Raw genomic sequence first — 26399 nt, forward strand, 5'->3', positions numbered from 1 at the left:
TTTTTTCTTAGTTTTTTTGGATAATAGAACGGATTATTCCCTGTTTTCCAAAAATAGCTTTTGACAGGCAATAGGCCCAGAAAGTATTATAGTAGTATATAAAGGAGGTTGTAAGATGTCAGACTTTAATAGACAGAAAATTGTGGACAGTGTTCCGCAAACAGGCTTTTTCGGACATCCTAAAGGATTATTTACCTTATTCTTTACGGAATTCTGGGAGAGATTTTCCTACTATGGAATGAAAGCAATTCTTGTTTACTATATGTATTATTCCGTTTCAAAAGGCGGATTAGGAATTGACCAAAATACTGCGCTTGCGATTGCCTCAGTATACGGGTCGTTAGTGTATATGTCAGGAATCATTGGCGGATGGATATCAGACAGAATAACTGGATCTTCTAAAGCCGTATTTTATGGTGGAATCCTGATCATGTTTGGTCATTTTGCCTTAGCGATTCCGGGAAGTATGACAATGTTCTTTGTATCTATGGTTCTTATTGTTCTAGGTACTGGTTTGCTAAAACCTAATATTTCAACAGTTTTAGGTGAAATGTACAATATTAAAGACGCCCGCCGTGATGCAGCGTTCAGTATTTTCTACATGGGTGTTAACCTTGGTGCATTCGTTGCGCCGCTAATTGTCGGAACTGTCGGAATGAAATATAACTTCCACTTAGGTTTTGGTATTGCAGCTATCGGTATGTTCCTAGCATTAGTAGTTTATATGGCTACAAAGAAAAAAAACCTTGGACTTGCAGGTACTTTTGTAGCAAATCCATTGCCACAAGCCGAAAAGAGAAAAGCTTTTACTCAAATTGGTGTAGTTGCAGTTATTATTGCTGTTTTAATCGCAGTTGCTGTTTCAACAGGAACTTTAACGATTGAATCATTTATTACCTTAGTTGGTATTTTAGGATTTGTTATTCCTATTCTTTATTTCTTATTTATGTATCGCAGCCCGAAAACAACTAAAGAAGAGCGTTCTCGTCTGATTGCCTATATTCCGCTCTTTATTGCATCTGTAATGTTCTGGTCAATTGAAGAACAAGGTTCAACTATTTTGGCAAACTATGCAGATAAGCGTACACAACTAGACTTTGCAGGAATGCATATTTCACCTGCTTGGTTCCAATCACTGAATCCATTATTTATTATTGTTTTGGCTCCGGTAATTGGTGCAATTTGGGTTAAGTTAGGTGACAGGCAGCCTAACTACGCACAAAAATTTTCATTTGGACTATTATTTGCAGGATTATCATTCCTTGTCATTCTTTTACCAGCTTGGATGGGTGGCAACAATACCCTTGTTAATCCATTATGGCTTGTATTAAGTTATCTTGTTGTTGTTATCGGTGAGCTTTGTTTATCACCAGTTGGTCTTTCTGCTACAACAAAATTAGCTCCATCTGCTTTCTCTGCACAAATGATGAGCTTATGGTTCTTATCCAACGCAGCAGCTCAAGCCCTTAATGCACAGGTTGTTAAATTCTACACACCAGAAAACGAAATGGCCTACTTCGGTACAATCGGCGGGGTATCCATCATTTTAGGTTTTATCCTTTATGCTCTGGCTCCAAAAATCCAGACATTTATGAAGGGTATACGCTAATATTAAAAGGGTTCCTGCTGAGGAACCCTTTTTTTAATGCATCAAGCTGTCATAGAGATTTATATAAGCATCGGTTTCTTTATATGGAGAATGATTTTCAGTAATCCAATTCTTTGCCTCATCCATAACCTTTATCCGTTCCGATTTATCATTCAAAACGAATTTTACCGCCTCGATAAATTCAGTCATCGTTTCATACAGCCATCCTGTTTTTCTGTGATGAATAAGGTCTTTATTAGCTTCATTGTTTCGAGCAATTACAGGCCTTCCCATAGCCATTGCTTCCATGACCGCCAGCGATTGGCCTTCTGCAATAGATGTATTAATCACAATTTCAGCCTGTTCATACCAAACCTTCATCACTTCGTAAGGAACCACTCCTGCATAGTCCATCCATTCCCGCTTCAACATTGCCTTCTCTACCAACTTGTATATTGAATTATCCAAGTTTGCTCCCAAAATAGTAAAACGGAGGTTGGGATACTCTTTTACTAGGATGTCTAAAGCCGGAAGTACATGAAGGACATCCTTTACAGACCTCAGACCGGCTGGAAGAAGAATATTTGGCTGCATTTCTCCAGTTAACTCAGTGATCCCCCATGGCAGCCAAATGCCCTGCTGAATAACTTTTGTTTTATCTGCCCAATTTGGGTTTAACTTTTCTACCTTCTCCCTGGCATCCTGGTTAAAAACAGTTATATATTTTGCTTCATTTAAAAAGGCAAACAAATCTTGATCCATTTCTTTCTGCAGATCGACATTAATATCTGTTCCGCCCATTGTGACAAGATAGGGTTTATTTAAAATAAAATCATGATCCTTAGCCCATTTTAAAAATCTGGTAGCATGCAGTATGTGAAAGATCTCCGCTTTAGGATAATGCCAATTGTCATTCTCCAAGTATGGAATGACAGAAGCATTTATATTTTGCAGCTGAAGAAAATGAATAACCCGCTTAACCGTGGTAGAATTTCCTCGCGGCTGATTAAAATAAGGGGAAAAGAACAAGATATGCATTAAAATGACCTTTCCAGAATGAATCTTAAATTAAAAGGCAGATGGCGCGCGCCACCTGCCCAATTTTTATTAACAGCATTGACCTGTCTCGCCTAATAGAACCAAACCTTTTTTATCTCCGCTGAGATCCAGCAAAAGATCTTCCGTGTTAGGCTCAATAATAGGGTCAATCGCAACTTGAATTCCATTGATGGTGAATATTAAATCATCTTCTTCCGGCTCATCCAGAGCCAGTCCTATCCTTGGCTGTCCTCAGCCAAAGCCGTCAAAATAGACACGTATGTTTTTAACATTCTTATCTTCAAACATTTGCAATAGAATATCGCGAGCACCATCGGTGATTTTCATGTTCAGTCTCCTTTCTATGAATATTTTAATCGCTTTATTAAAATAGTGCAAAAGTATTGCAGGACATGTTTTAAAAGGCCGAAATGACTGATCCATTTTTATGAATAACAGTTAGAATCTGGCCTGACTTTTTCTCGTAATCCTGGGCAGCACCATAAGGAACTTTCAGAACCATTGGCTGACCTTTTACCTCAAACTCAACTGTGAAGCTATCAGCGGCCCCCACCACCTTTGCCTCCATGAATTCATTTTTTCCAGGGATACTTAACTTTTGGCCGATTAATACCATTTCTCTATTTAGTCCATTTTCTTTGGCCAATTCTTTAACTGTTACTTCAAAACGTGCAGCAACTCCCCATAATGTATCTCCAGGATAAACGGTATATAGCTCGTCTTTTTCATGGATATAAGTTTCAAGCGGAACAGCAATCTTTTGGCCAATCTTTACTTGGTCATTTTGCAGGCTGTTTTCTTTTTTCAAGACATCTACAGAAATATTGTACCTCCGTGCTATCGAAAAAAGAGTATCTCCTTTTTGGATGGTATACTCATTATCACTTAATTCTTGATCATCGTAGTTTTCCGGGACTAAAAGCATTTGGCCATCAAAAATCCCCTCACCTTGTAAACCATTTACTTCCTTTAATTGAGCAACACTAACCTGATACTTTTGAGCGAGGCTGAATAATGTATCATTCTTTTTAACCATGTACTCCGTACTGCAGGCACCTGCTTTGCTATTCATTAAAGTAAAAATAGTAATTGTTCCAGCAAAGGCTGCAGCTGCAATCTTTTTCTGGTGTGCTCTAACATTTTCCTTACGCACTTTTGCTAATCTTTGTTTTCTCTTTAATAAAATTGTCGTCAATGCTAAATCCCCCAAAAACTCTCTATGTATCTGGACAGAGTCCAATAAAGTATTCGTCGGAAAAGGGGGATTTTTGACTTAAGCGGGAAAATTATCCTGTATTTGTGATAGTTTGACTAGAAAGTTAAATTGAAGGCAATGTGATAGGCACCACCTTTTTGAAAAGTATTCCATTATTACGGGACTTTACATCGTAATTAACCTATTAAAATACCTACTATTATACCTCGTTGAAACCTTTTTTCTTTGATAGCCTGATAAAAGGAATAAAAAATTTCAGGGAAAAAGGAGAAATGAAATGAATTTCGGAAATAGTCGTCGGAAAAATTTTGGGAAAGGGATTTTCTTTTTAGGGGCCCTTTTAGTAGCTTCTTCATTGTTCACTTCGCCTAAAAGCGCAAGTGCTGCAACACCACCACCCGCGAGTACCAGTTATTATATGGATACAATAGATACTCAAACTCTTTATGACATGGGGTATCAAAAAGGACGGGAAGACTATAATAAAGCTGGCACACAAAAGAGTATTGTTATTCTTGACTTTGGCGGACAGCCTACAAGTAATAGTTTATCACTTCGGGGAATGCCCGATGCCACTTTAGACCAGGTAGCAAAAGCAGTTGAGGAATATTCCCATGGTTACTGGAAAGGTACAGGCACTGACACCGGCTCACTGGTACATGTAATAGTCGGTACAAATAATTCGTATAATGTAACTTATGAAGGCGGACAGAACTTCGCAAAAATGATTAATAACCTTAATAGCTATAACAATACAAATTCTTATTCGGATCAAGTAGAAGTAGATGGCGGAAATGATATGGAGCCTAATTATGCGGATCCTGTTAGTACGAAAGATTGGGTAAAAGGCTACGATACTGTTAATAGCTATTCACTTTATAATTACGGCAGTGCCGATGGCTGTTATCATACGAATGCATCTACAGGCTCCATAAATTATTCATGTAATAACGGCTGGAAATATGAGGACATGTACTACGTTTCCTGGGGGGCTCCTCCTGCAGTACCTCTCCCTCAAATCTATGATAATAACGGAATTATGGCAGAGCAGTGGCAAAATATTAATAAATATGCCGTTGTTTCACATAATGCCTATATTGATTTTACAGGCTCGTTAACCCAATACGGTGCATGCCAGCAAAATGGCTGCAGCTCATCCTTGGATAATACTCCATCACAGGGATGGACCCAATTCTATAATGAATTGAATAGTGATCCAAAAACAGCTGAATCTACCCTTGATTCAACTGATATTAAATGGCATTAATTTTAGAAAGGATGAAACTAGATGAAAATGATTGTGAAGACAGTTTTAACGGCATCAATTCTATTCGGAACAGGATTTACCTACTATCACGTTTCTGCATCTGACTCTAAATATGATCAACTACCGCCAGAGAAAAAGGATATCCAGGAACGAAAAGAACTTAATAAAATAAAGGCTAAGGATGATAAAATTACTAAAAAGGACAGTAAAGACGGTCCTGCTATCGTTCAGCATGACCGCGAAGTAATGGCTCAATTGCTGGACCGAATTGAAGATCCTATAAATGACTCAACGATTAAATTCACGAATGGATGGATAAGTTCTATTAAAAACCAGGAAATGAATGGACGAATCGTTACTGTGGAGGCAGGCTCTTTGTTAGCAGATCCTGCACAGGGTGTTATTCTTGTCAGAATCGATGGAGCCAACAGAAAATTCCAGGGAGAAAAACAATATAAAACACCAGAGAAACGTGGCGAAGTTAAAGTTATTAGTTCCAATGGTTTTAACTTAAAGCTTCAAGCTAAAGATGGCAAGAAGTGGACGTTTAACGTTCCATCCGGTAAATTTCTAAACAATTAATACTAGAAAGGCAGCTTACCTCTTTGGTGAGCTGCCTTTTTGCTTTAAAACAAGCTTTTGTTACGACTCCAACATGCCCCCAGCATTAGCCCACAACAAACTGAAAGCAGCAGGCCACCGCCAGCTACTTTAATAAATCCTAACATATAAAAACAGCTATAGAAAAAGAACGATTTTTTTAAAAAAATTGGGAAATGAGGTCTATTAATCACCCTTATAAGAAAATTGCGATGTACACTTTCTTAAAATCGAATAAAGTCTTTCGATTCCTTATAAAGAAAAAAAGGCTTATCCGATAAGGGATAGCCCTGTTTTTCTCACTCTTTTTTACGAAATCTTATTTTCTCACTTGGAAAAGAAATCGAAAAGTTAACTTTGACTTCAATTGGAATTGATAGTTAGTTACACTTTTAATACCAATTTCACGACAGCTTCCACATGTGAAGTTTGCGGAAACATATCTACCGGCTGAATATAATCGACTTCAAAACTTTTGCTTAAATCCTGGATGTCTTTTGCGAGAGTGGATGGATTACAGGAAACATAAATCATCGTTTTGGGCTTTACCTGGAGGATTGTCTGCTTTAATTGACTATCCAATCCTGTTCGTGGCGGGTCTACCACAATCACATCCGGTTTCCAGCCTTTTTTCACCCATTTTGGGAGTACTTCTTCTGCTTTCCCTGGTACATATTTTGTATTGGTTAAAGCATGGCGTTTGGCATTCTTTTTGGCATCTTCGATCGATTCAGGAATTACATCCATACCTCGAACCTCAGCCGCCTGATCAGCAAGCCATAGACCAATCGTACCCACACCGCAATAGGCATCGACTACTTTTTCTGTACCGGTTAAGGCAGCAGCTTTTTTTACCTCATTATATAGATTAACCGTTTGCGCAGGATTCAATTGAAAGAACGTTCTAGCCGAGAGTTCAAACTGAAGATCACCCAGTGTTTCCTGAATAAACTCCTTCCCTGCCATCAGTTCAGTTACTTCTCCAAAAATTAAGGAAGTTTTTTCTCCATTAATGTTTTGTACGATTGATTGGAGGTCCGGAAGCTGCTTTTGGATCTCCCGAATTAAGCGATCTTTATTAGGGATTTCTTTTTGGGCAGTAATCAGTACAATTTGCAGCTCATTTGTCTGGACTCCAACACGGGCAACAATTGTCCTTACAATTCCTTTTTGCGTTTTTTCATTGTAAATAGGAATTTGTAATTCCTCCAAAATACGTTTTACCACTACAGTTGCCTTATTCGTTTGCGAATGCTGGACAGGACAATGATCGATATTGATTAATTGATGCGAGTTAAGCCCATATAAACCAGCAAGGACCTTCCCGCCTTTTTCTCCGAGCTGAAAACTGCTTTTATTACGATAGCTCCAAGGATCTTCCATTCCTATGGTTTGACGGATATCGAGATTTTCAATTTTTAATTTAGAATGGCGTTCAAGTGACTGGATAATAATATCCCGTTTTCCCTCAAGCTGTCCCTTATAGCTCAAATGCTGGAGCTGGCAGCCTCCACACTGCTCATAAAAAGGACAAGGCGGCTGAACGCGATCCTTGGATGCCACACGTATTTTTTTTATCCTTGCTTCGGCAAATTTAGGATTCACTTTTGTTGCTTCAACCACGACTTCCTCACCCGGAAGTGCACCTGGCACAAAGACAACCTGTCTTTTGAAATACCCAACGCCTTCTCCATTAATTCCAAGACGCTTAATTGTTAGAGGGAAGGTTTGCTTGGGCTGTATCTTGATGGTTTGCTGGTTGTTCACGTTATCACTCCAATTATTCAATACTTCTCCACAAATAAAGGGAAGCGTAGCTTAAATATGGTTGCCAGTTTATCATGTATTCTTCCATTTCGGCCACTGTCGGCTTAGCATCCAATTTATATAATTTTTTCAAAGCATTTTGAAGGCCAATATCCGCCGTAGGGAATAAATTCTTTCGCCCCAGTCCAAACATAAGGAAATTTTGGACGGTCCAGGGGCCAATGCCGCGAAGCTTAATTAATTTTTCAAAAATATCCTGCTCATCTTCCTGCTTAAAAGCCTCGATGTCGAGCTCTCCGCTGGCTGCGGCCTTTCCAATTCCAATTGTATATTCTGCTTTCCGGCCGCTGAACTGAAGCTCCCTTAATTGTTCAACAGTCAGCGCCTCCACAGTTTCTGGCTTCGGGTAAAACCAGACACCTTCTATTTCAAACCCAAACGTTTTGACGAAACGCTGGGTTAGTGTATAGGCAAAAGTCAAATTCAGCTGCTGATGAATAATACATTTTAAGAGACATCCAAAAGGATTAAAGTCCAATACAAAGGCAGTTCCTAAATGCTCTTGAAAAATTTCATTCAAATCGGTTTGTTTAAAATGGTCATGAATGTCTTTTAACGGGGCATACCATTGAAATATTTCCGCAACTCTTTCGACGATGAGTAGTTTATATGTTTCATCTGAACCGCTAAGCTCGAAACTAGGTTTTTCTATGGTACCTGTAGAACGAACAGTTACGACAAATGGTTTTTCTTTGATTAGAACAGGAACCTTTAAACTCTTTTCTTTAAAATCGATTTGGTTTAATGGATCAAGGGATAGTCTTTCAAGCACTCTGCCAAAATTATAAGGCCCTTCTATTTCAATTTTTTCATGCCACACGTAAAAACCCATCCTTTAACGCATTTTCCCGTATTATAGCATGTTAAAAACCGGATTCCTATTAGGATCCGGCCTGTTTCTTATTTGATTTTACCAAACTGTCAATACTTTTAAAATTATAGCCCTGCTTCTTTAGATCCTTTATAACCTTTTGAAGTGCATCTGCGTTATCTTTTGATACGGTGTGAAGCAATATGACTGCACCCGGGTGTACCTGCTTCATAATATTGTCATAGGAGTACTGCCAGCCCTTCTGTTGGTTAACATTCCAATCCACAAATGCCAGTGACCACATCACATGGGTATAGCCTATATCCTTCGAAACCTTCAATGTACGCTCGCTTAAAATTCCTCTTGGCGGCCTTAAATAATGCATTTTCTTCTTGCCGGTAATCTCTTCCGTCTTTGCCCGCACCATTTCAAGTTCCTCTTTTATCTCGGCGTCATTTTCTGTCGTGAGGTCCGGATGGAACCATGAATGATTGCCGACAATATGTCCCTCTTTTGCCATCCGTTTTACGAGGTCCGGAGCAGTCTGCAGATAATGGCCCGTAACGAAAAACGTTGCTGGAACCTTTTCCTTTTTCAACACATTTAAGACCTTCTCGGTATAGCCATTCTCATATCCATTATCGAAGGTAAGATAAAGTATCTTATCGGTCGCATTTCCTTTATAAACAGCTCCGTATTTCGCCAACAGCTGGTCATAGGCCGCTCCTGCATCTGCCTGCTGCTCGTTCGCACCCTTCTTAAAACCCCAATGGATTGGCGTATTCGAAACCTGCCCAAAAGCAATTGTCGGGAATAACATCATAAGCATAAATATACTCAAAAGCTTTTTCATCATAATCCCCCTTTTTTCTTATTCTTTGAAAAAACGGAGGGAAACATAATTGGGATTATAAGGGAGGAGGGAAATAGGTGCGGCCAAGATTATAGCCTGTGTGAGGTAAATTCATTTGAGAAAGGATATATGTAGCGGTTCTAGATGAGGGAACTCCTAAAAATCCACGAAGTTCTTTATTGTTAATTTGTGGTTTGAACAAAAGAAAATACTCTTTTATTGCCTCAATATAAGCTTTTTTATCTTTATAACCGCACATATTGCATAACCAGGACTTTGATTTATACTGCATTACTTGATACTCACAATTTGGGCAGAGGACACCAGAAATTAGATCCGATTCATCAATATCAAATTGATTTCTTATGAATTTGACATCTGAAATTTGTTTTGTCAGTAGGAATCTTTTAATTTTTTCCAAACCCTTTTGGTCAATACCACTTTGAGTCTGCTTTTGATCTAAAAGTTTAACTTTATGTAATATTTGATCAGCTTTACATACTGTTTCATAAACTTCCTTATAACCTTGAGAGGATCTAATTATAGTTTGCAAATTGCTGATTACTACCAATTTTTCTAAGGAGATTGGCGGTAATTTATGATTTGCGAGCCATTTAATCAAGAGCTCCCTCTGACGATCAACCTGAGCGAGCGGGTCAGCAAAACATTCAGTTTTTCCATTAAGAGTTCTGATTAGCTGTCTGAAGTCTTTATCAAAGTATAATTCACCTGCTAAGTTTTTAACTTCTATTATAATTGCATAATTATTTGAAAGCAGCAAAAAATCGATTTGAAAGGATTGGTTTTCAACTTTTAGACGAGATTGTGAAAAACGAGGAATTGATTTATGGGTGATTGGTCGAGGTAAAAGACTAAGTTTTGTTCCCCTTTATAGCCTGCTCGCCTTCGTGAAAGATTATCTTCAACAAATTGTCTTTTGGGATGAGATTTGGGGAGTCTTCGGAGTAAAATTTCCAGAAGATAAATTATTTTCGGTGGGGAAACTTCTTTTATAAACAAATTAGCACTCCTTTTTTATAAGATAATAACTTTTTCTTTTTAATTTTTTCAATTCCTTCTTCTTTTTAAAATTTATTTTAAATTGGCTCAACAATTTTACAAAAATGAAGAAGGCTTCTACAAATGTAATTCCTATCTACAATTGTGGATGCCTATTCTACAAAACTAAGGAACCGTTCTACATTTTTGTTTCTCAGTTCTCAAAATTGAAGGGGCTTTCTACAAATGCTTGTCCAATCTACAATTGTGGTGGCCTATTCTACAATATTAAGGAACCGTTCTACATTTTTGATTCTCTGTTCTACAAAATTAAAGATGCTTTCTACAAATGTAATTCCTATCTACAATTGTGGCAGCCTATTCTACAATATTAAGGAACCGTTCTATATTTTTGCTTCTCCGTTCTACAAAATCAAAGAGGCTTTCTACAAATGTAATTCCTATCTACAATTGTGGAGGCCTATTCTAAATTATTAAGGCACCGTTCTACATTTTTGATTCCCTGTTCTACAAAATTGAGATTACTTTCTACAAATGTAACTCCTATCTACAATCTCTGTGGCCTATTCTACATTATTAAGGAACCGTTCTACAAAATTAAAGGGGCTTTCTACAAGTGTAATTCCTATCTACAATACGCTGGCCTATTCTACATTATTAAGGAACCGTTCTACATTTTTGCTTCTCCGTTCTACAAAAATGAAGGAGAATTCTACAAAAAGTCTTTTCCAAGGTGAAAAGGGACCGGCCCTAGCCGGCCCCCCATTTAAAAAGGGCCAGCCCCACGGCTGGCCCCATCAAATTATTATTTAAATACTGGTTCTTTGAATTGAGCTAGTTTTTCGAGTGAGTTCTTGTCTACGTCAGCATGAAGGCTGTTTCCATGAGCGTCCATGGTAACAACTGCTGTGAAACCTTCTACGCGTAAGTGCCACATGGCTTCTGGGATACCAAATTGCATGAGGTCGACACCTTCAACTGATTTGATGCAGTCTGCATAATATTGAGCGGCGCCGCCGATAGCGTTTAAGTAAACTCCGCCATGCTCCTGAAGAGCCGCTAAAGTTTTAGGTCCCATACCGCCTTTACCCATAACAACACGAATGCCGAACTTCTTCATAATGTCGCCCTGATAAGGCTCCTCGCGAATACTTGTTGTTGGTCCAGCTGCTTTTACATGCCATTGACCTTCTTCATCCTTAAGCATGACCGGTCCGCAGTGATAGATAACCTGACCGTTTAAATCTACCGGGGCATCGTGATCTGTTAAATATTTATGGATAGCGTCGCGTCCTGTGTACATCATTCCATTAATTTGGACAACGTCACCAACTTTTAATGAACGTACCTGCTCTTCAGTAATTGGTGCTTGGAGCTGGATGACACCTTCACCTGATGACGCAGCAGCTGTTTCTTTTTCTGCTTCTGTTTGAGCGAAATCAATGTTTTCTCCTTCATTGTACATCCAATCCAAAATTTCTCCGGATTCTGGATTTACGCTTACGCCGAGACGGCGGAATGCCCAGCAGTTATACGCAACAGATACAAAGAAGCTGGCAGGTATGCGGTTCATGACCCCAACCTTACATCCAAGAAGAGTGGTTTCCCCACCAAAGCCCATTGTACCGATTCCAAGTTCATTTGCATTATCCATAATATACTCTTCGAGTTTACGAAGTTCTGCATTTTGATTAACATCTTCCACTGAACGGAAAAGCTGTTCCTTTGCTAAATCGTATCCACTGGAACGGTCGCCGCCAATACCAACTCCGATAAATCCAGCGCTGCAGCCCTGGCCTTGAGCTTGGTAAACAGAGTGCAGGATACATTTACGGATACCGTCCAGGTCACGTCCTGCACGGCCAAGACTATCTAACTCGCATGGAAGGCTGTACTGAATATTTTTATTTTCACAGCCGCCTCCCTTTAAAATGAGGCGTGCGTCAATATAATCATTTTCCCATTGCTCAAATTTAATGACAGGTGTTCCCCCGCCAAGATTGTCACCGCTATTTTCGCCAGTCAGAGAATCAACCGAGTTAGGGCGAAGCTTCCCATCCTTAGTTGCCTGGGCAATTGCAGCATAAATTGCTTTTTTCATAACAATTTGATTAGCTCCAACTGGGGTTTTAATTTTAAAAGTGGGAAGACCTGTATCCTGGCAAATGGGAGATACCTGATCGTCCGCCATTTTAATATTATTAGTAATTGTCGCAAGGCTCATTGCTGCACGTGTTCCTGCATTTTCTCTTGCTTTTGCCGCCTGGATTGCGCGCCGGACATCCTTAGGAAGCCTTGTGGAAGTTTCAACGATAAGCTGGTACATGCTTTCCTGGAATTTTTCTAAATTCATTCTTTTTACCCCTCTCCCGAATCCCTTTGTGTAAGAAGTCTATTAAGAATATTTGCAATTATTTTTAACCGTTACTATTATACTCCTATCGAGGTAGGAATTAAAGACCAAGCTTGCAAACGATTACAGCTCCTCCTGCATAACCAGACTATTTCCGGGGAAATTTGACAGGGAAATTCCCCATAAAAAAACACGCCCGTTTTTGGGCGTGTTCTCCTAATTATAAATCCCGATGATTGAATTCCTTTATTTTGGATTCCATTTCATCCACCATATCAATTAATCTGTCGATATCATCAAGCTCTGTGTCTTCAGGTTCAATAGCATCCAGAACATCCAGGAACATATTAAGTCTTTGTTTAAGGAAGTCCACCTGTTTGTTTTTATCGTTAAGTTGGCTGCCCAAGCTAATCTCTCCTTTTAAACGAATACTTTCTCCATCCTAATGGAAAATGGCAAAATCCGCAATGGTTTCAGCTTATTTTAAAAGTATCCCCCAAAAACTACTCATCAAGTCCAAGTGCGGTTCCTTCCCGGCTTGAATCTGCAGCACCATACAAACCTTCTGGACTTATTTGGATTGCCTGTACATTTCCTATGACATGGGGGTTCTCGCCAAATTCATAGCCCCTTGATTCAAGCTCCCCTTTTGCTCTCATGTCCATTCCCGCTTCCCATGAAATAAGTGGCCCTGGAGTTGCAAAAATTCTCGGCTCTTCAATTGCCTCCTTTAGGTCCATTTTAAAGTCAATTACATTAATAATGGTTTCAAACACAGAGGCGATTATTGTTGGGCCCCCAGGGGACCCAAGTGTAAGGACCGGTTTGCCGTCCTTGAATAGAATTGTAGGAGTTTTGCAGCTGACTGGCCGTTTACCTGGGCCAGGTTCATTTACACCCCCAGGAATCGGATCAAAATCTGTTAATTCATTATTTAAAAATACCCCATAGCCTGGCACCATGATGCCCGAGCCAAAAGGGTGTTCAACGGTAGAGGTACAGGCAGCAATATTGCCCCATTGATCAACAACAGTAAAGTGAGTCGTTTCGCTTTTCTCCATGTCATCGGGCTGCCGAACAACCTTCAAAGGATCTTTTCCTTCATGCTTCCATGGATTCCCGAAATCAACATGGTTATTCCTGCTTTCAAAATTAATCAGTTTTCTACGTTCATTAATGTACTCATCTCTTAAAAGCCCATCGACAGGAATATCATTAAAACGGGGGTCTGCTAAAAAAGCGATCTTGTCGCTAAAAGCAATCCGCATCGCCTCAGTAAATAAATAATACTTTTCCCATGAACGCGTGCCGTATTTCTCAAGATTGAAGTTTTCCAGAAGTTTTAAAATATATAAAAGGCTTGTCCCCCCTGCAGTTGGCGGAGCGGATGAGGCAATTTTATAACCCCTGTATTCTCCCCACACTGGTTCATCATGAGTAATTTGATAATTTTTTAAATCCTCCATTGTCATGAAGCCGCCCAAGTCCTTTAATGTTTTTATAATGGCTTCAGCAATTTCACCTTCGTAAAAGGCTGAAATTCCCTCCTTTTGCAGGATTCTAAAAGTTTTCGCAAGCTGTTCCTTTATTAGAGTATCCCCTTCCTTATAACCCTTTCCTTCTGGGAAAAACAATTCTCTTCCATGGGTACCTAGCCTGTATTCAAATAATTTGAGAGCGTCCATGAGAACCCAATTCATCGGTATTCCTTTTTCAGCCGCAGCCGCTGCTGGTTCGATCATTTCCGCGAGGCTTCTTGTCCCATATTCATTTAATGCTGCATCCATTGCTTTTAAAATCCCAGGTATCCCTACAGCCGTTGCATGGGTAGAACGCTTTTTAAAAGGGATAACTTCCCCTTTATCATCTAAAAACATTTTTGAATGTGCGGCTTTAGGCGCCTCTGAATGACCGTCAAATATCTTGGTTGTTTTTGAGTGACTGTCATAAACCATTAGAAACCCACTTCCCCCTATGCCGGTCATCATCGGTTCTACAACATTTAAGGCAAATTGTATGGCCACGGCGGCATCAATAGCATTGCCTCCTTCCTTTAAAACGTTATGGCCAATTTCAGTTGCAAGTGGGTGGGCTGTAGCCACCATTCCCTTTTTTCCTATTGCTGTTTCTCTTTCCATATCACATTTATTTGAACGGGTTATTTTAAATTTTTTATTATTCATCATCTCATTACCTCCTATGGCTAACTATGTCTATATAAGCCTCTTCCCTTTTCTGCTTGCTTGTTAAACAAGAGTTTATTACCAGAACAAAATGAACAAAAAAAGCCAGCCCCGAAGGACCAGCTTTGCTTTTATTCATTTATTACAATTTATCGTGGTTAGGAGTTTCCTGACCGCCTAAAGTGTGCTTGCCTTTGCTGTTATTTTTTCCAAGGCCGCCTGATTTGTCCTTGCTGGAGAAAGTTCCAGAAGAATCAGAGTCAAGTGATGATGTGGCATCTCCACTTGTTGCCATTGTAGAATTTACTGAATTCCCTAATCCATATGAGGTACTATCTGAACTTGAGTCAGATAATGTACCTGAAGTAAGGTCCTCAGTTCCTAAGCCTGCTTCCAGAGTTAAACTATCTGGACCTGAAGACTTTTCAATTGTTCCAGTTCCCATGTCTGTTGAGCTATAGGATGAAGAGCTGGACACAGATCCGCTTGCAGGAACAACTGCCTTTAACTCACTTCCAGCATCGGCAACCTTGGAACCGATTTGTTTAAGGTCTCCAGTAACGTCTTTCGCTGTACTCATAGCAGAATTGGTAATTTCTTTTACATCACCCATTTTGCCAAAGATATCATTATTCAGGCGCTCGTATAAACTTTGTGCGTCAGTAATCGCATCCTTTAGAATATTTGATGCTTCCTTAAATTGAGAAACCATCTGTTCTTTCACTTCGCCAGGATTTTCTTTTACTTCGTTGAGTAAATTCTTCGATGTTGATTTTAATCCCAATGCTGTTTCTTTTACCGTGCTGCGTGTAGAAGAATCAAGAAGGGAAATAACGCCCCCGACTAAACCGCCAATTACAACACCTTTTAAAAGCTTGCTATTCTTTTCACTTTCATTACTGCTACTGTATGTCTGGTTCATCGTAAATCCTCCTCGATTTGATTATATTTGTTAGGCTTGTTCTTCTTTTCCCGTTTCATAGGGAAGGTAAACACGAGAGCCCCCATTTATACAAAATCTATGGGTGTTTAACTTTTAATCAAATAAAAAACCCCCGGGAAATTCTCCGGGAGCTATTGCCTTACTCATATTATCTTGGTCTGTCTGTGGCCGTAAAACTAAAGGATACATGATCCTGGATAGGAATCCATGCACCGATTCCCTGCGATGTTACGTTTTTAATGACTAGGAACTTTTTATAACCTTTTAGCATTATATAAACTTCCCCATATGTGACTTTTCCTTTTTCATTTAATGCAGGTGCAAAGGCATATAAATATCCAAGTCTTTTGGGTGGAATATGATATACATGATCTTTCTTTGTTCCTGCCCCGATAACAGTCTCGAAAGCGAGCGGAAGTCTTGTTTTCTCAGCTGCCTTTACCATCATCATTTTTTTAACTTCTTCGGCATTCGGTATTTTGGCTGTTAAACCTCCATTAACGACCTTTTGCGACTCCTGTACATAATGAATCTTATAAGGTGTTTCTGTACCCCGATTATCAAAGTAGTTTGTATTTATTTTTTGATACTCCCAGTTTGGAGCAGTTTCAGACGACTGATAATTGAGGGGAAACTGGCCCAAATAGATGATAGCACGGTACCCTAATGCAAAGGGAGTGCTGTTGATTGATGATTCATTTAGCGTCCTGATTAAATCCGGGTTTTCAATTTTAATCCTTGAGGAATCGATAAGCTTTTTGGTAAGTTCACTCGGCTGTAATAAAGGGATATCCTGAGTAGGATTGGGATAGGTATTATCCTTAGTTATACTTAATACGGAACCAGGGACCTGATACTTGGATGGTTCTGCTTTTATACTGTTGCTCCCCTGCCCCTTTTCAGCATACACAGGCGTTATGGATGAAAGCATAAAAAACAGTGCCAAGAGGATTAATTTCTTGTTTCTCACCTTAACAAAACTCCTTTCTCACCTGTTTGCATACAAATAATGTCTGCCTTTAGTGTTTTCGGAGATTCGATTTATTATCCATTTAAATTATTTTTCAAAGTAATTTTTAATATCTTCACTATTAATATAAACGTAATATAATTGTAAAAGTCAGAACATTTACAAAACTTATTTTATATATTATAATTTCCTTAACCTTACAAAAAGGAGGGCAGTGATCAATTCGCTACTGATTTTATTAAGGAGGTTGGGATCTCGGTCTTTTATGAAAAGTCAACATTGTGTTCATTTACCTAAAAAAACATGAAAGTTGGTGATCGTTCCGAGAAAATAAGAGCAAGCGATTGATTTTTAACCCTTATCGGATAGAATAAATATACTTATGATTGAACATTAAAATGAAATAAAACAATATAAAGCCTCTGTGCCATTTCGGTGCAGAGGCTTTTTACTTTTATAAGAGATAAAATCCAATTCCCATAATAACGTAAGCAGCTATTAGTGTCAGTCCTTCAAACCAATTGGACTCACCATCGTTCGAAATAACGACCATCAGCAGCACGGATGAAGCCATGGCAACTAATTCAGCCCAGCTGAATATTAACGACATAGAATTATTAAAAAGCAAGGAAACCAGTACTAGGACAGGAGCTACAAACATTGCCACCTGTAGGGTGGAACCAATTGCAATCTCAACTGCTACGTCCATTTTATTTTTAAAAGCCATTAAAACAGCTGAAGCATGTTCGGCTGCATTTCCAACGATCGCTACAATGATAACCCCGATAAACAACTCGGTCCAGCCAAAAGAGTGTGCCACTGTTTCAAAGGTATGAACCAAATTTTCGGAAATATAAGCAACAGCAACTGTAGCAAGGGCTAATACACCGACCGCTTTACCTTTGCTCCATTCCGGTTCTTCCTCGTCGTGGCCTTCAGTTTCTCTTTCATGCTGGTAAACGCCTCGATGTGTAACAAGCTTGAAAAAGAGCATTGCCAGGTATAGGGCAATTAAGATAATCGAAACTCCTACACTAAGAGTCAATGTTTCATGTTTTTCCATACGCAACGAAAATACTTCCGGGATAACGAATGCTATTAATACTGCAAACATTAAAAGACCGGAATTATGCCGTGCATCATAAACGTTGAATTCCTGCCGTTTAAACTTTAGCCCACCTACAAAAAATGATAATCCCGCTACAAGAAGCAAATTACCTAATACAGAACCAGTAATGGAGGCCAGCACTACTCCAACCATCCCTGCTTTTAAAGCAAACATTGATATGATTAACTCTACGGCATTTCCGAACGTAGCATTTAGAAGTCCGCCTATTCTTGGACCTGCAACTATTGCCAAACTTTCTGTTGCTCTGCCCATAAAGCTGGACAATGAAACTATTGTTAAGCAATAAATAATAAACATTAAAATATTTGGCCAGTGCATTAGCGATCCTATTACAGATACCGGTACACCGATAAATGTCAGGATCATAAATATTTTATTTGTCATGGCGTTATCCTCTCTTTCTTAGTTTTCACTTCCTTTATAACCTTGCAATCCTAATAAATAACTAATTATTATTATTCTTCCCCTTAATCATTCGATAATTTCGAAGGTTTCTTCCACAACAATACTACCTATTACTGATTGAACCATGGAACAGTTTTTCTTGGTCAGCTCCATTGCCTTTTCAATTTTGCTTTCATTTAGATCTTTTCCTTTTATTCGAAAATGCAAAGAGATTTTTTCAATTCTGTCTGCTTTTTCCTTATTTCTTTCGGCTTCGCCTGTAATATGTATATCTTCAAATTCAATTCTCATTTTTTCGAGAATCTTTCTTAAAACCCCGCCGCTGCAAACAGCAACTGATGAAACCATTAACTGATAAGGACGAAAGCCATATTCTTCATTTCCTGAGACATCTAGTCTTCCATAGGGAAATTCGGAATAAAAACCCCCCTCTTTCATTTTAAACTCCATTTTCTCACCTCATTTTAATGTTTATCCTGAATAGGAGAATACACTATTTCTTTAAACTTTGAAAACAATAAGGTCAAATTTTCCTATTTCTATTTCCTCTTATGGTAATTTTAGTTTTTATGCACCTAATTAACCTATTTTTCAATAAATTGTTGTATTATAAAAATTAGTTAAAATTTTCAATAGAAAGTCAAGGACTGTTTAAATGAATTTGAATCGATTTCGTTTTTGGATATTAGTCATCATTGTTTCGATTTCTGGTTTTACTCAAGGCATGCTGCTTCCACTAATAGCTGTTATTTTCGAGCATAAGGGTGTCTCATCTTCCCTTAATGGTTTTAATGCAACCTCCTTATATATTGGGATTCTTCTTATTTCACCATTTATGGAAATTCCATTGCGTAAATTTGGCTACAAGCCTGTTATCGCCTTTGGCGGCGGAACCGTTATCGTCAGCCTGTTGCTTTTCCCTTTATGGCAATCCTTTTGGTTTTGGTTTATCCTTCGCCTATTTATCGGGATTGGTGATCACGCTCTCCACTTCGCCACTCAAACTTGGATAACTTCATCTTCTGATGAACAAAAAAGAGGGCGAAGCATTGCACTGTATGGTCTTTTTTTTAGCATTGGTTTTGCAGCGGGACCATTAATGACACCATTGGTTGATATTAATCCCTCCCTTCCATTCATAGTGTCGGCAGTCCTGTGCCTTGCAGCATGGATTTTTATTTTCACCATAGGTAATGAACTTCCTATTGAAGCTGTCGGGGTAAACTCGTTTATTGAAACCATGAAGCGTTTTTCGACCGCATGGAAGTACGCTTGGCTGGCTTTTCTTCCTCCATTTGTTTATGGTTTTTTGGAATCCTCCCTTAACGGAAGCTTCCCGGTATACGCTTTAAGAAAGGGACTTGATGTTTCGAATGTATCCGTAATATTAACTTCCTTTTCTATTGGAACCCTGATTACCCAGCTTCCTCTGGGCATGCTGAGTGATAAATATGGCCGGAGAAATGTATTAATCATTGTTCTATTTGCCGGTTTCCTAACATTTACAGGGGCAAGCTTTGTTGAAACATCCTTCATATGTCTGGTTATTGCCATTTTGGCAGCAGGTATGATGGTAGGATCGACTTTTTCATTAGGAATCGGTTACATGACCGATTTAACTCCTAAAAATCTCTTGCCAACCGGCAACCTAATGTGCGGTATCTTTTTTAGTTTTGGAAGTCTGAGCGGTCCAATTATAGGTGGTTTTATTATTCAATGGTTCGAGAATATAAGCTTTTTTATGGTTATTAGTACACTTCTATTTGCCATTGCCCTTATTCTACTCACTTTTGGTAATCGACGGACAGAGGTTAGTGACATACATTGATTGTTGCGGAAAAAAGGGATTAAATTATCAATTTTTCTATCCAATATATGGAGCTTGTTTCTTCTTTTTATTTAAACAGTATGATAAAATAGGATTAAGTAAATAAAAACTGTTAGCCAATGAATATTCGCTGTCATCCTCGGATGGCAGCTTTCGTCTTTTTATAAGGGGATTGATTCTGATTATTTTTCTCAATTAAAAATTTCCAAGAAAAAAACGTTTGAATACGGGAGGGTATATAATGGGCAGCGAAGCAAAAGCAGTAGAGAAAAAGAAAACGGCTCCTGAAGGCTTCCTTGATAAAATTAAGCCCCATGCCGAATTGATTGCGGCAGTAATAAGCGGGATTTTAATAGCAGTAGGTTATTTGCTCGATAAGGGCGATTACCGGGCAGAATCCATTATTGCTTATTTGCTTGCCTTTGTAATTGGCGGCTTTGCCAAGGCAAAGGAAGGTATCGAGGAAACCATTGAAAATAAAGAATTAAACGTAGAAATGTTAATGGTTCTGGCCGCTATAGGTTCTGCCATTATTGGATATTGGACTGAAGGCGCCATATTAATCTTTATTTTTGCACTAAGTGGTGCATTAGAAACTTACACAATGAATAAAAGCAATAAAGAGATATCGTCACTAATGGAATTGGAGCCGGAAGAAGCACTTTTGATTTCAGGCGGGGAAGAAAGACTTGTGCCGGTTGCAGATCTTAAAGTCGGTGATATCATACTTGTTAAGCCTGGTGAAAGGATCCCGTCAGACGGCAGGATTCAAAAAGGACGTACAAATATTGATGAAGCTGCTATAACTGGGGAATCAATCCCCGTTTCAAAAAGTGATGAAGACAATGTATTTGCTGGTACGGTCAATTTAACTGGTTCCATTAACATTGAAATAACCAAGGAAAGTACTGATACACTTTTTCATAAAATTATTGAGCTCGTGCAAAATGCCCAGAGTGAAAAGTCTCCTTCTCAGCTTTTTATAGAACGTTTTGAAGGAACATACGTGAAAGTGGTTCTGGCATTTGTGTTTGTAATGATGTTTCTCCCCCATTTCATTTTAGGCTGGAGCTGGAACGAATCCCTTTATCGCGCAATGGTCCTGCTGGTTGTTGCATCTCCCTGCGCCCTCGTTGCATCCATTATGCCTGCAACCCTATCTGCCATTTCAAATGGTGCAAGGCATGGAATTCTTTTCAAGGGAGGCGTCCATCTTGAAAATTTAAGCCATTTAAAAGCAATTGCGTTCGATAAAACAGGAACATTGACTAAAGGAAAACCTGAAGTAAATGATTTAATTGTAAGGGAAGGCTTAAATAAGAAGGATATCCTCCTAAAAATAGGTTCAATCGAAAACCATTCGAATCATCCGTTGGCCCATGCTATTGTCCAATATGCAAAGACGGAATTAGGTGAAAGCCTCTTAGATCCTGAAAATATTGAAGATGTGCCTGGATGGGGTCTGAAAGCAAGTCTAAATGGCGAGGAATGGAAAATTGGCAAAGCTGAGTTTGTCGGTAAAGAAGCTGCTGAAAGCTTTGCAGGAGGTATTTCAAAACAACTGGCCAGCCAAGGCAATACGCTTGTTTTTGTCCAGATAAACGAGCAGCTTGGGGCGATGATTGCCCTAAAAGATATTGTTCGGGATGAAACAAAGGCTGCCATTGATATTTTAAAAACACAAGGAATCTACACCGTTATGATTACAGGTGACAGCGAAACAACAGCAAAAGCGATTGCTGCTGAAAGCCATGTAGACCGATTCTTTGCGAATTGCCTTCCTGAGGAAAAGGTTAATCATGTTAAGAACCTGAAGGAAGAGTTTCAAACAGTGGCAATGGTTGGTGACGGAATTAATGATGCACCTGCCCTTGCTACAGCTAACGTAGGGATAGCGATGGGAGAAGGAACCGATGTTGCCTTAGAAACAGCAGACGTAGTACTTATGAAGAACGACCTCCCACGGATTTCAGAAGCCATCAGTTTATCAAGAAGAATGAACCGGATCATAAAACAAAATGTTGTTTTCTCCATTGCTGTTATTGCCCTTCTAATTTGCTCGAATTTCTTTCAAATCCTTGACCTCCCTTATGGAGTTATAGGACATGAGGGCAGCACTATACTAGTTATTCTTAACAGTCTCAGGCTGTTAAGATAAGAAAATCAAAACAGGCTGGGATCCATCCCAGCCTGTTTTTTATTTTCATCTTTTTAATGATACCCGTTCGAACCGTTTGCTGAGCCGGAGGTTTTCTGTTTAGGGCTTCCTTTTCCTTTTTGCTTTGTGTTTCCATCCTTTTTCGATTTAGTCATTGTGAACCCTCCCGAAAATGTTTTTATATCAACAAAAATAGACAGGGTGTTTGCCTCTCCAAACAATCCCTGCCTATAGTTTTTACAATCGCCACTGATTCATGAAGGAAAGTAAAGGGGTATTTAACAATTTTTTTTATGCCGGTCAGCGTAAAACGCATTGATTTCTCCGCCGATTATAATTATAAAAGCTGATAAATACAGCCAGGTCATAAGAACAATAATAGCTCCAATATTTCCATAAGTGTTCGTATAGTTCGCAAAATGCCCTACATATAGGGAAAACCCAAGCGAAGTTATAATCCATCCCAATGTTGCAAAAACTGCCCCAGGAATGGCACTTTTACAGCGCATCTTGATGTTTGGCGCAATCCAGTAGAGGCAAGTAAAAACGACAAATAAGATAAGAGCACTAACCAGCCAGCGAAGCGCTCCCCATATTGTCAAAAACTGCTTGGTCAATCCGAGATAAGAGAATAAGAATAGCCCAATTCCTTTACCTAAGACTGGAAGAAGAAGTGCAATAAGGAATACAAAAACCATCCCAAATGTTAAAAGAATGGACATTCCCCTCGCAACGATAAATGAACGGCTTTCTTTGACATCGTATGACTTATTAAAAGCTCTAACCAGAGCGTTAATTCCATTTGACGCAGACCAAATGGTACCAATAATACCGAAGGATAATAGTCCTCCGCTATGATTGTTCATAATTGTCTTTAAATTTTTGTTAATCAGCGCAAGTGCTTCTTTTGGTGCGATGCCCTTTATAATGCCCATAATGTTTTCGTGTGGAATAGGAAGAAAAGGCAAAAGGGTGAAAAGGAAAATTAGCAGCGGGAAAAGAGAAAGCAGGAAAAAATAGGCCAATTGTGCGGATAATCCTGGCAGATCATCACCTTGGATTCTCTCCCAGAGCTTTTTAAGTAAAGGTTTAAATCTACCTATCATTTCCCTATCTCCTCCTCAAACCTGTAAGGTTTTCTCATCTTCCAATAAGGCTTCCGGTGTTGCCTCCGGTTCACTTAAAGGTTCTTCCCTTACAGTCTTTTCATATTTAACAACAGGAAGCGAGCTAGCCTTTGAAAAAGCTTCCTTTGTTTCTTTAAAAATTTCTGTAACCTGCGGAGTCACGTCCTTTAACTCTTCCACTTTGTCCGCAATGTAAGATAAATCTTCCACTACATCCTCCACCGTGGAACGAAGCTTAGAAGCTGCCGTTTTCAGCTGTTCTGATACTTTTCCGGGATTCTTTATTACCTGTGAAATGTTTCCTGATGCATTTTTACAGCCTTCCAATACTGATTGTCTTGTTTCTTTTTTTAATAAGCTTAGGGTGCCTCCGGCAATTGCTCCCCACAAAATTCCCTTCCAGAAACCGCTTGTACCCGACATTTATATCTCTCCTTAAAAAAATTAAAATTTGGCGCAATCTCTTTTTCATCCCGCAAGCACTTATCTTCATTCTCAACTGATTAACCCTGCGATTACATGTTTTAATCCTTCCCCCTTTAAAACCTGGCCAAACATCCAGCTGTATGTAGAATTTTAATTGACTTTTTTACTGCAACATGGAAAGATGGGATTAATTAAATGGAAAGGAAGGTCGGTATGGATTTATCACAAAAATCAATTGAAAATGTTGAATATATGATTGAACAAATAAAAGAAAAATTAAACGTATTAAACCTTGGAGCCATCAAGCCTTCTCATTTTGACGAAGAAATGTATGAAGAGCTAAAAGAAATCTATGAACTGGTTATGCGAAAAAACTCTTTTAGTCCAAACGAAATGCAAGCTTTAGTAGAAGAGCTTGGAAATCTTCGAAAGCAATAAGTAAAGCGTAGATTAGCCACCTCCCGTGGAACTGAAGCTAGACAACACCGAAGAGCTTCCAATTCGATGTTGACTTATCGTACGGAGAAGTGGGATGTACACTGGCTGTGAGAAGTTTATACTTGATGCCAAGATCTCAAAGAAGCTGCTCAGAGCTGAAAATTCGCTAGGCGCTAGAGCTAGACAAGAAAATTTAAAGATTTCTAAAAACCCGTTGCTTCTTCGGCAGCGGGTTTTTATTTTCAATGAAGATATTTAGCCTTGGTCTGTTAAGATGATTGGTCCATTTTTAGTAATGGCAATGGTATGTTCATATTGGGCTGAATACTTGGCATCAATAGTTCTTGCTGTCCATCCATTATTGTCCATTTTGGATTCATGACGACCAACATTGACCATCGGTTCAATCGTAAAAACCATACCCTCTTTTAATCTTGGACCTTTTCCGGGAAGTCCATAGTGAGGCACCTCTGGTTTTTCGTGAATAACTGCCCCAATTCCGTGGCCAATAAAGTCGCGTACGACTGAAAAACCCTCTGCCTCCACATAGGTTTGAATGGCATGGCCGATATCTCCAACACGATTGCCTTCGACAGAGACCCCTATTCCCCTATATAAAGCTTCTTTTGTTACATTTAACAAACGTTGTGTTTCTTCTGAAACTTTTCCTACCGCATATGTCCATGCAGAATCCGAAAGAGCACCATTTAGGTTTACTACCATATCAATTGTTACAATATCGCCTTCATTGAGCGGTGATTTCCGAGGAAAGCCATGGCAAATTTCATCATTTAGGCTGGCACAGGTAGCATATTTATACCCCTTATATCCCTTCTGCTCCGGTGTTGCCCCATTTTCCTTTAGAAATTCATCAACAAACTCCTCAATTTCCCAGGTAGTGATTCCGGGTTTAATCATCTTAGCGATTTCCCGATGAGTGGCTGCCAAAACCTCTCCAGACTTTTTCATTAATTCAATCTCACGCTGAGATTTTAAGACTATCATTCATTTCACGCCTTTCTGACTTGCCGCTATCTACTATCCTATTGTATGGAATTCCTCTTTAATATTAGCCTTTGTGAAGCAATATTTCAAAAAAAAAATAAAAAATCCCCCCATACTGGGGGGATTGGCGACGAATTATTGTAGTAGCTTTAAAGATTCCCGAGTAAAGGCAGGAATATCGTTAGGATCTCTGCTTGTTACAAGCTGGTTTCCGCAAACAACCACTTCCTCATCTGAAAAAGTTGCTCCTGCATTTTCAAGATCCACCCTAATGGATTTATAGCCCGTTACATGTCTGCCATCAAGTGTCTTAGCTGTTATGAGAAGCTGCGGACCATGACAGATAGCTAAAACAGGCTTTTTTGCGTCCATGAATGCTTTTGTAAAATTAACAAACCGTTCATCTGCTCTTAAAATATCAGGAGAAAATCCTCCTGGTAAAAATAGCGCATCGAAATCTTCAGGGGAAACTTCATCAACACTCTTATCGATTTTAACAGAAACTTTTCCCTGCTTACCTTGAACTGTTTTGCCAGTTTCCTTTTCAATGGTCACTACTTCATGCCCAGCCTCCTGAAATGCTTTTGCCGGCTCGCTATATTCTGAGTCCTCAAACATGGATGTAATTAAACAAGCGATTTTCTTTGGCATATGGTGTCAGCTCCTTTTAAATAAGTTCAGTTATTGTTTTCCCTCTGCTCTCGTATTTAAAACAGAATTTTATTTTAAAAAAACAGTTACTGCTTATGTAAGAAGTTAATTTTCATTACCATTTTCGTTCTTAATATGGAACTTTTTGTTTCTATTTGTTATCATGATTAATATAGAGAAAATAAGGTGAGTGAGATAAATGATTGGTGACAGAGTAAAAAAACTCAGGTTAGAAAAGAAAATGTCAATATCTGAACTAGCTGAACAGGCAGGTGTTGCCAAATCCTATATAAGTTCTTTGGAAAGAAACCTACAGAGGAATCCTTCCATTCAATTTCTTGAAAAAATTGCAGCTGTGCTGCATGTTCCTGTTGATCATTTCATTCATGATGAAATGAACCCAGATGACCTTGACTCTGAATGGATGAAGCTTGTAAAAGAAGCTATGAGCTCTGGTGTTTCTAAAGATCAATTTCGCGAATTCCTGGAATTTAATAGATGGCGTATTAATCAACCAAACAAATGAGGCATGCCATTGGCAA

Annotated in this window: 24 protein-coding genes; 7 read left to right on the plus strand and 17 right to left on the minus strand. The window is 39.0% G+C overall.

Annotated features, from left to right (window positions below; all coding sequences use genetic code 11):
* Positions 1 to 115: 115 nt before the first annotated feature.
* Positions 116 to 1609, plus strand: a complete 1494-nt coding sequence (locus AC3WR0_RS17615; RefSeq protein WP_492553529.1) for a peptide MFS transporter — start codon at positions 116 to 118, stop codon at positions 1607 to 1609.
* Between the two features lie 33 nt (positions 1610 to 1642).
* Here the strand turns inward: AC3WR0_RS17615 and AC3WR0_RS17620 are convergent, their stop codons facing one another.
* Together AC3WR0_RS17620 and AC3WR0_RS17625 are read right to left on the minus strand one after the other, a co-directional pair.
* Entirely contained in the window at positions 1643 to 2626 is a 984-nt protein-coding gene (locus tag AC3WR0_RS17620; RefSeq protein WP_492553530.1) for a glycosyltransferase family 4 protein, read from the minus strand.
* A 418-nt stretch (positions 2627 to 3044) separates the two neighbouring features.
* Entirely contained in the window at positions 3045 to 3842 is a 798-nt protein-coding gene (locus tag AC3WR0_RS17625; RefSeq protein ID WP_492553531.1) for a LysM peptidoglycan-binding domain-containing protein, read from the minus strand.
* Positions 3843 to 4140: 298 nt separating this feature from the next.
* On the opposite strand from AC3WR0_RS17625, the gene AC3WR0_RS17630 reads away from it, so the two are divergent.
* Both AC3WR0_RS17630 and AC3WR0_RS17635 read left to right on the plus strand, forming a co-directional pair.
* Positions 4141 to 5130 carry a hypothetical protein gene (locus AC3WR0_RS17630; protein ID WP_492553532.1) on the plus strand — a complete coding sequence of 330 codons (990 nt, stop codon included), beginning with the start codon at positions 4141 to 4143 and terminating at the stop codon, positions 5128 to 5130.
* A gap of 21 nt (positions 5131 to 5151) precedes the next feature.
* On the plus strand, positions 5152 to 5712 hold the full coding sequence (locus AC3WR0_RS17635; RefSeq protein WP_492553533.1) for a hypothetical protein: 561 nt from the start codon (positions 5152 to 5154) through the stop codon (positions 5710 to 5712).
* 402 nt (positions 5713 to 6114) lie between these two features.
* Here the strand turns inward: AC3WR0_RS17635 and rlmD are convergent, their stop codons facing one another.
* The 11 genes from rlmD to AC3WR0_RS17690 form a co-directional block, all read right to left on the minus strand.
* Entirely contained in the window at positions 6115 to 7497 is a 1383-nt protein-coding gene (gene rlmD, locus AC3WR0_RS17640; protein WP_492553534.1) for a 23S rRNA (uracil(1939)-C(5))-methyltransferase RlmD, read from the minus strand.
* A gap of 13 nt (positions 7498 to 7510) precedes the next feature.
* Positions 7511 to 8377: a DNA-3-methyladenine glycosylase family protein gene (locus tag AC3WR0_RS17645; protein ID WP_492553535.1), complete on the minus strand. Its 867-nt coding sequence runs from the start codon at positions 8375 to 8377 to the stop codon at positions 7511 to 7513.
* Between the two features lie 61 nt (positions 8378 to 8438).
* Positions 8439 to 9197: a delta-lactam-biosynthetic de-N-acetylase gene (gene pdaA / locus AC3WR0_RS17650; protein ID WP_492553562.1), complete on the minus strand. Its 759-nt coding sequence runs from the start codon at positions 9195 to 9197 to the stop codon at positions 8439 to 8441.
* 79 nt (positions 9198 to 9276) lie between these two features.
* On the minus strand, positions 9277 to 10077 hold the full coding sequence (locus AC3WR0_RS17655) for a nuclease-related domain-containing protein (protein ID WP_492553563.1): 801 nt from the start codon (positions 10075 to 10077) through the stop codon (positions 9277 to 9279).
* 969 nt (positions 10078 to 11046) lie between these two features.
* Complete coding sequence (locus tag AC3WR0_RS17660; protein ID WP_492553536.1) at positions 11047 to 12594, minus strand: fumarate hydratase; 1548 nt, start codon at positions 12592 to 12594, stop codon at positions 11047 to 11049.
* Between the two features lie 220 nt (positions 12595 to 12814).
* Positions 12815 to 13000: an SE1561 family protein gene (locus tag AC3WR0_RS17665; RefSeq protein ID WP_492553537.1), complete on the minus strand. Its 186-nt coding sequence runs from the start codon at positions 12998 to 13000 to the stop codon at positions 12815 to 12817.
* Between the two features lie 97 nt (positions 13001 to 13097).
* The gene (ggt, locus tag AC3WR0_RS17670; protein WP_492553538.1) at positions 13098 to 14780 is read right to left on the minus strand and encodes a gamma-glutamyltransferase; all 1683 of its coding nucleotides are present in this window, start codon (positions 14778 to 14780) and stop codon (positions 13098 to 13100) included.
* A gap of 139 nt (positions 14781 to 14919) precedes the next feature.
* Positions 14920 to 15699, minus strand: coding sequence for a hypothetical protein (locus AC3WR0_RS17675; protein ID WP_492553539.1), 780 nt, complete (start codon positions 15697 to 15699; stop codon positions 14920 to 14922).
* A gap of 169 nt (positions 15700 to 15868) precedes the next feature.
* On the minus strand, positions 15869 to 16690 hold the full coding sequence (locus AC3WR0_RS17680) for a YfkD family protein (protein WP_492553540.1): 822 nt from the start codon (positions 16688 to 16690) through the stop codon (positions 15869 to 15871).
* A 454-nt stretch (positions 16691 to 17144) separates the two neighbouring features.
* The gene (gene cax, locus AC3WR0_RS17685; RefSeq protein WP_492553541.1) at positions 17145 to 18203 is read right to left on the minus strand and encodes a calcium/proton exchanger; all 1059 of its coding nucleotides are present in this window, start codon (positions 18201 to 18203) and stop codon (positions 17145 to 17147) included.
* 87 nt (positions 18204 to 18290) lie between these two features.
* The gene (locus tag AC3WR0_RS17690; protein WP_492553542.1) at positions 18291 to 18674 is read right to left on the minus strand and encodes an OsmC family protein; all 384 of its coding nucleotides are present in this window, start codon (positions 18672 to 18674) and stop codon (positions 18291 to 18293) included.
* A gap of 205 nt (positions 18675 to 18879) precedes the next feature.
* Between AC3WR0_RS17690 and AC3WR0_RS17695 the strand changes: the two genes are divergently transcribed.
* Positions 18880 to 20052: an MFS transporter gene (locus tag AC3WR0_RS17695; RefSeq protein ID WP_492553543.1), complete on the plus strand. Its 1173-nt coding sequence runs from the start codon at positions 18880 to 18882 to the stop codon at positions 20050 to 20052.
* Positions 20053 to 20293: 241 nt separating this feature from the next.
* The gene (locus tag AC3WR0_RS17700) at positions 20294 to 22210 is read left to right on the plus strand and encodes a heavy metal translocating P-type ATPase (RefSeq protein WP_492553544.1); all 1917 of its coding nucleotides are present in this window, start codon (positions 20294 to 20296) and stop codon (positions 22208 to 22210) included.
* A 278-nt stretch (positions 22211 to 22488) separates the two neighbouring features.
* Here the strand turns inward: AC3WR0_RS17700 and AC3WR0_RS17705 are convergent, their stop codons facing one another.
* Positions 22489 to 23316 carry a YihY/virulence factor BrkB family protein gene (locus AC3WR0_RS17705; protein ID WP_492553545.1) on the minus strand — a complete coding sequence of 276 codons (828 nt, stop codon included), beginning with the start codon at positions 23314 to 23316 and terminating at the stop codon, positions 22489 to 22491.
* A 15-nt stretch (positions 23317 to 23331) separates the two neighbouring features.
* Positions 23332 to 23760, minus strand: a complete 429-nt coding sequence (locus AC3WR0_RS17710) for a YtxH domain-containing protein (protein ID WP_492553546.1) — start codon at positions 23758 to 23760, stop codon at positions 23332 to 23334.
* A gap of 216 nt (positions 23761 to 23976) precedes the next feature.
* On the opposite strand from AC3WR0_RS17710, the gene AC3WR0_RS17715 reads away from it, so the two are divergent.
* Positions 23977 to 24201, plus strand: a complete 225-nt coding sequence (locus AC3WR0_RS17715) for a DUF1128 domain-containing protein (RefSeq protein ID WP_027320965.1) — start codon at positions 23977 to 23979, stop codon at positions 24199 to 24201.
* 255 nt (positions 24202 to 24456) lie between these two features.
* Here the strand turns inward: AC3WR0_RS17715 and map are convergent, their stop codons facing one another.
* Together map and AC3WR0_RS17725 are read right to left on the minus strand one after the other, a co-directional pair.
* Positions 24457 to 25206 carry a type I methionyl aminopeptidase gene (gene map, locus AC3WR0_RS17720; protein ID WP_492553547.1) on the minus strand — a complete coding sequence of 250 codons (750 nt, stop codon included), beginning with the start codon at positions 25204 to 25206 and terminating at the stop codon, positions 24457 to 24459.
* A gap of 135 nt (positions 25207 to 25341) precedes the next feature.
* A complete protein-coding gene (locus tag AC3WR0_RS17725; protein WP_492553548.1) occupies positions 25342 to 25857 on the minus strand; it encodes a type 1 glutamine amidotransferase domain-containing protein in 516 nt (171 codons plus the stop codon).
* A gap of 199 nt (positions 25858 to 26056) precedes the next feature.
* Between AC3WR0_RS17725 and AC3WR0_RS17730 the strand changes: the two genes are divergently transcribed.
* Complete coding sequence (locus AC3WR0_RS17730) at positions 26057 to 26383, plus strand: helix-turn-helix domain-containing protein (protein WP_166027307.1); 327 nt, start codon at positions 26057 to 26059, stop codon at positions 26381 to 26383.
* The last annotated feature ends 16 nt before the right edge of the window (positions 26384 to 26399 follow it).

The sequence above is a fragment of the Neobacillus sp. FW104-15D2 genome (assembly GCF_058790155.1).

Excerpts from the sequence above, each read along its gene's own strand:
- AC3WR0_RS17695 (WP_492553543.1), top strand. The coding sequence starts at position 18,880 with ATGAATTTGAATCGATTTCGTTTTTGGATATTAGTCATCATTGTTTCG.
- AC3WR0_RS17615 (WP_492553529.1), top strand. The coding sequence starts at position 116 with ATGTCAGACTTTAATAGACAGAAAATTGTGGACAGTGTTCCGCAAACA.
- AC3WR0_RS17630 (WP_492553532.1), top strand. The coding sequence starts at position 4,141 with ATGAATTTCGGAAATAGTCGTCGGAAAAATTTTGGGAAAGGGATTTTC.
- AC3WR0_RS17635 (WP_492553533.1), top strand. The coding sequence starts at position 5,152 with ATGAAAATGATTGTGAAGACAGTTTTAACGGCATCAATTCTATTCGGA.
- cax (WP_492553541.1), bottom strand. The coding sequence starts at position 18,203 with ATGACAAATAAAATATTTATGATCCTGACATTTATCGGTGTACCGGTA.
- AC3WR0_RS17700 (WP_492553544.1), top strand. The coding sequence starts at position 20,294 with ATGGGCAGCGAAGCAAAAGCAGTAGAGAAAAAGAAAACGGCTCCTGAA.
- AC3WR0_RS17675 (WP_492553539.1), bottom strand. The coding sequence starts at position 15,699 with ATGAACCAGACATACAGTAGCAGTAATGAAAGTGAAAAGAATAGCAAG.
- AC3WR0_RS17690 (WP_492553542.1), bottom strand. The coding sequence starts at position 18,674 with ATGGAGTTTAAAATGAAAGAGGGGGGTTTTTATTCCGAATTTCCCTAT.
- AC3WR0_RS17705 (WP_492553545.1), bottom strand. The coding sequence starts at position 23,316 with ATGATAGGTAGATTTAAACCTTTACTTAAAAAGCTCTGGGAGAGAATC.
- AC3WR0_RS17715 (WP_027320965.1), top strand. The coding sequence starts at position 23,977 with ATGGATTTATCACAAAAATCAATTGAAAATGTTGAATATATGATTGAA.
- ggt (WP_492553538.1), bottom strand. The coding sequence starts at position 14,780 with ATGATGAATAATAAAAAATTTAAAATAACCCGTTCAAATAAATGTGAT.
- map (WP_492553547.1), bottom strand. The coding sequence starts at position 25,206 with ATGATAGTCTTAAAATCTCAGCGTGAGATTGAATTAATGAAAAAGTCT.
- AC3WR0_RS17620 (WP_492553530.1), bottom strand. The coding sequence starts at position 2,626 with ATGCATATCTTGTTCTTTTCCCCTTATTTTAATCAGCCGCGAGGAAAT.
- AC3WR0_RS17725 (WP_492553548.1), bottom strand. The coding sequence starts at position 25,857 with ATGCCAAAGAAAATCGCTTGTTTAATTACATCCATGTTTGAGGACTCA.
- AC3WR0_RS17660 (WP_492553536.1), bottom strand. The coding sequence starts at position 12,594 with ATGAATTTAGAAAAATTCCAGGAAAGCATGTACCAGCTTATCGTTGAA.
- pdaA (WP_492553562.1), bottom strand. The coding sequence starts at position 9,197 with ATGCTTATGATGTTATTCCCGACAATTGCTTTTGGGCAGGTTTCGAAT.
- AC3WR0_RS17710 (WP_492553546.1), bottom strand. The coding sequence starts at position 23,760 with ATGTCGGGTACAAGCGGTTTCTGGAAGGGAATTTTGTGGGGAGCAATT.
- AC3WR0_RS17730 (WP_166027307.1), top strand. The coding sequence starts at position 26,057 with ATGATTGGTGACAGAGTAAAAAAACTCAGGTTAGAAAAGAAAATGTCA.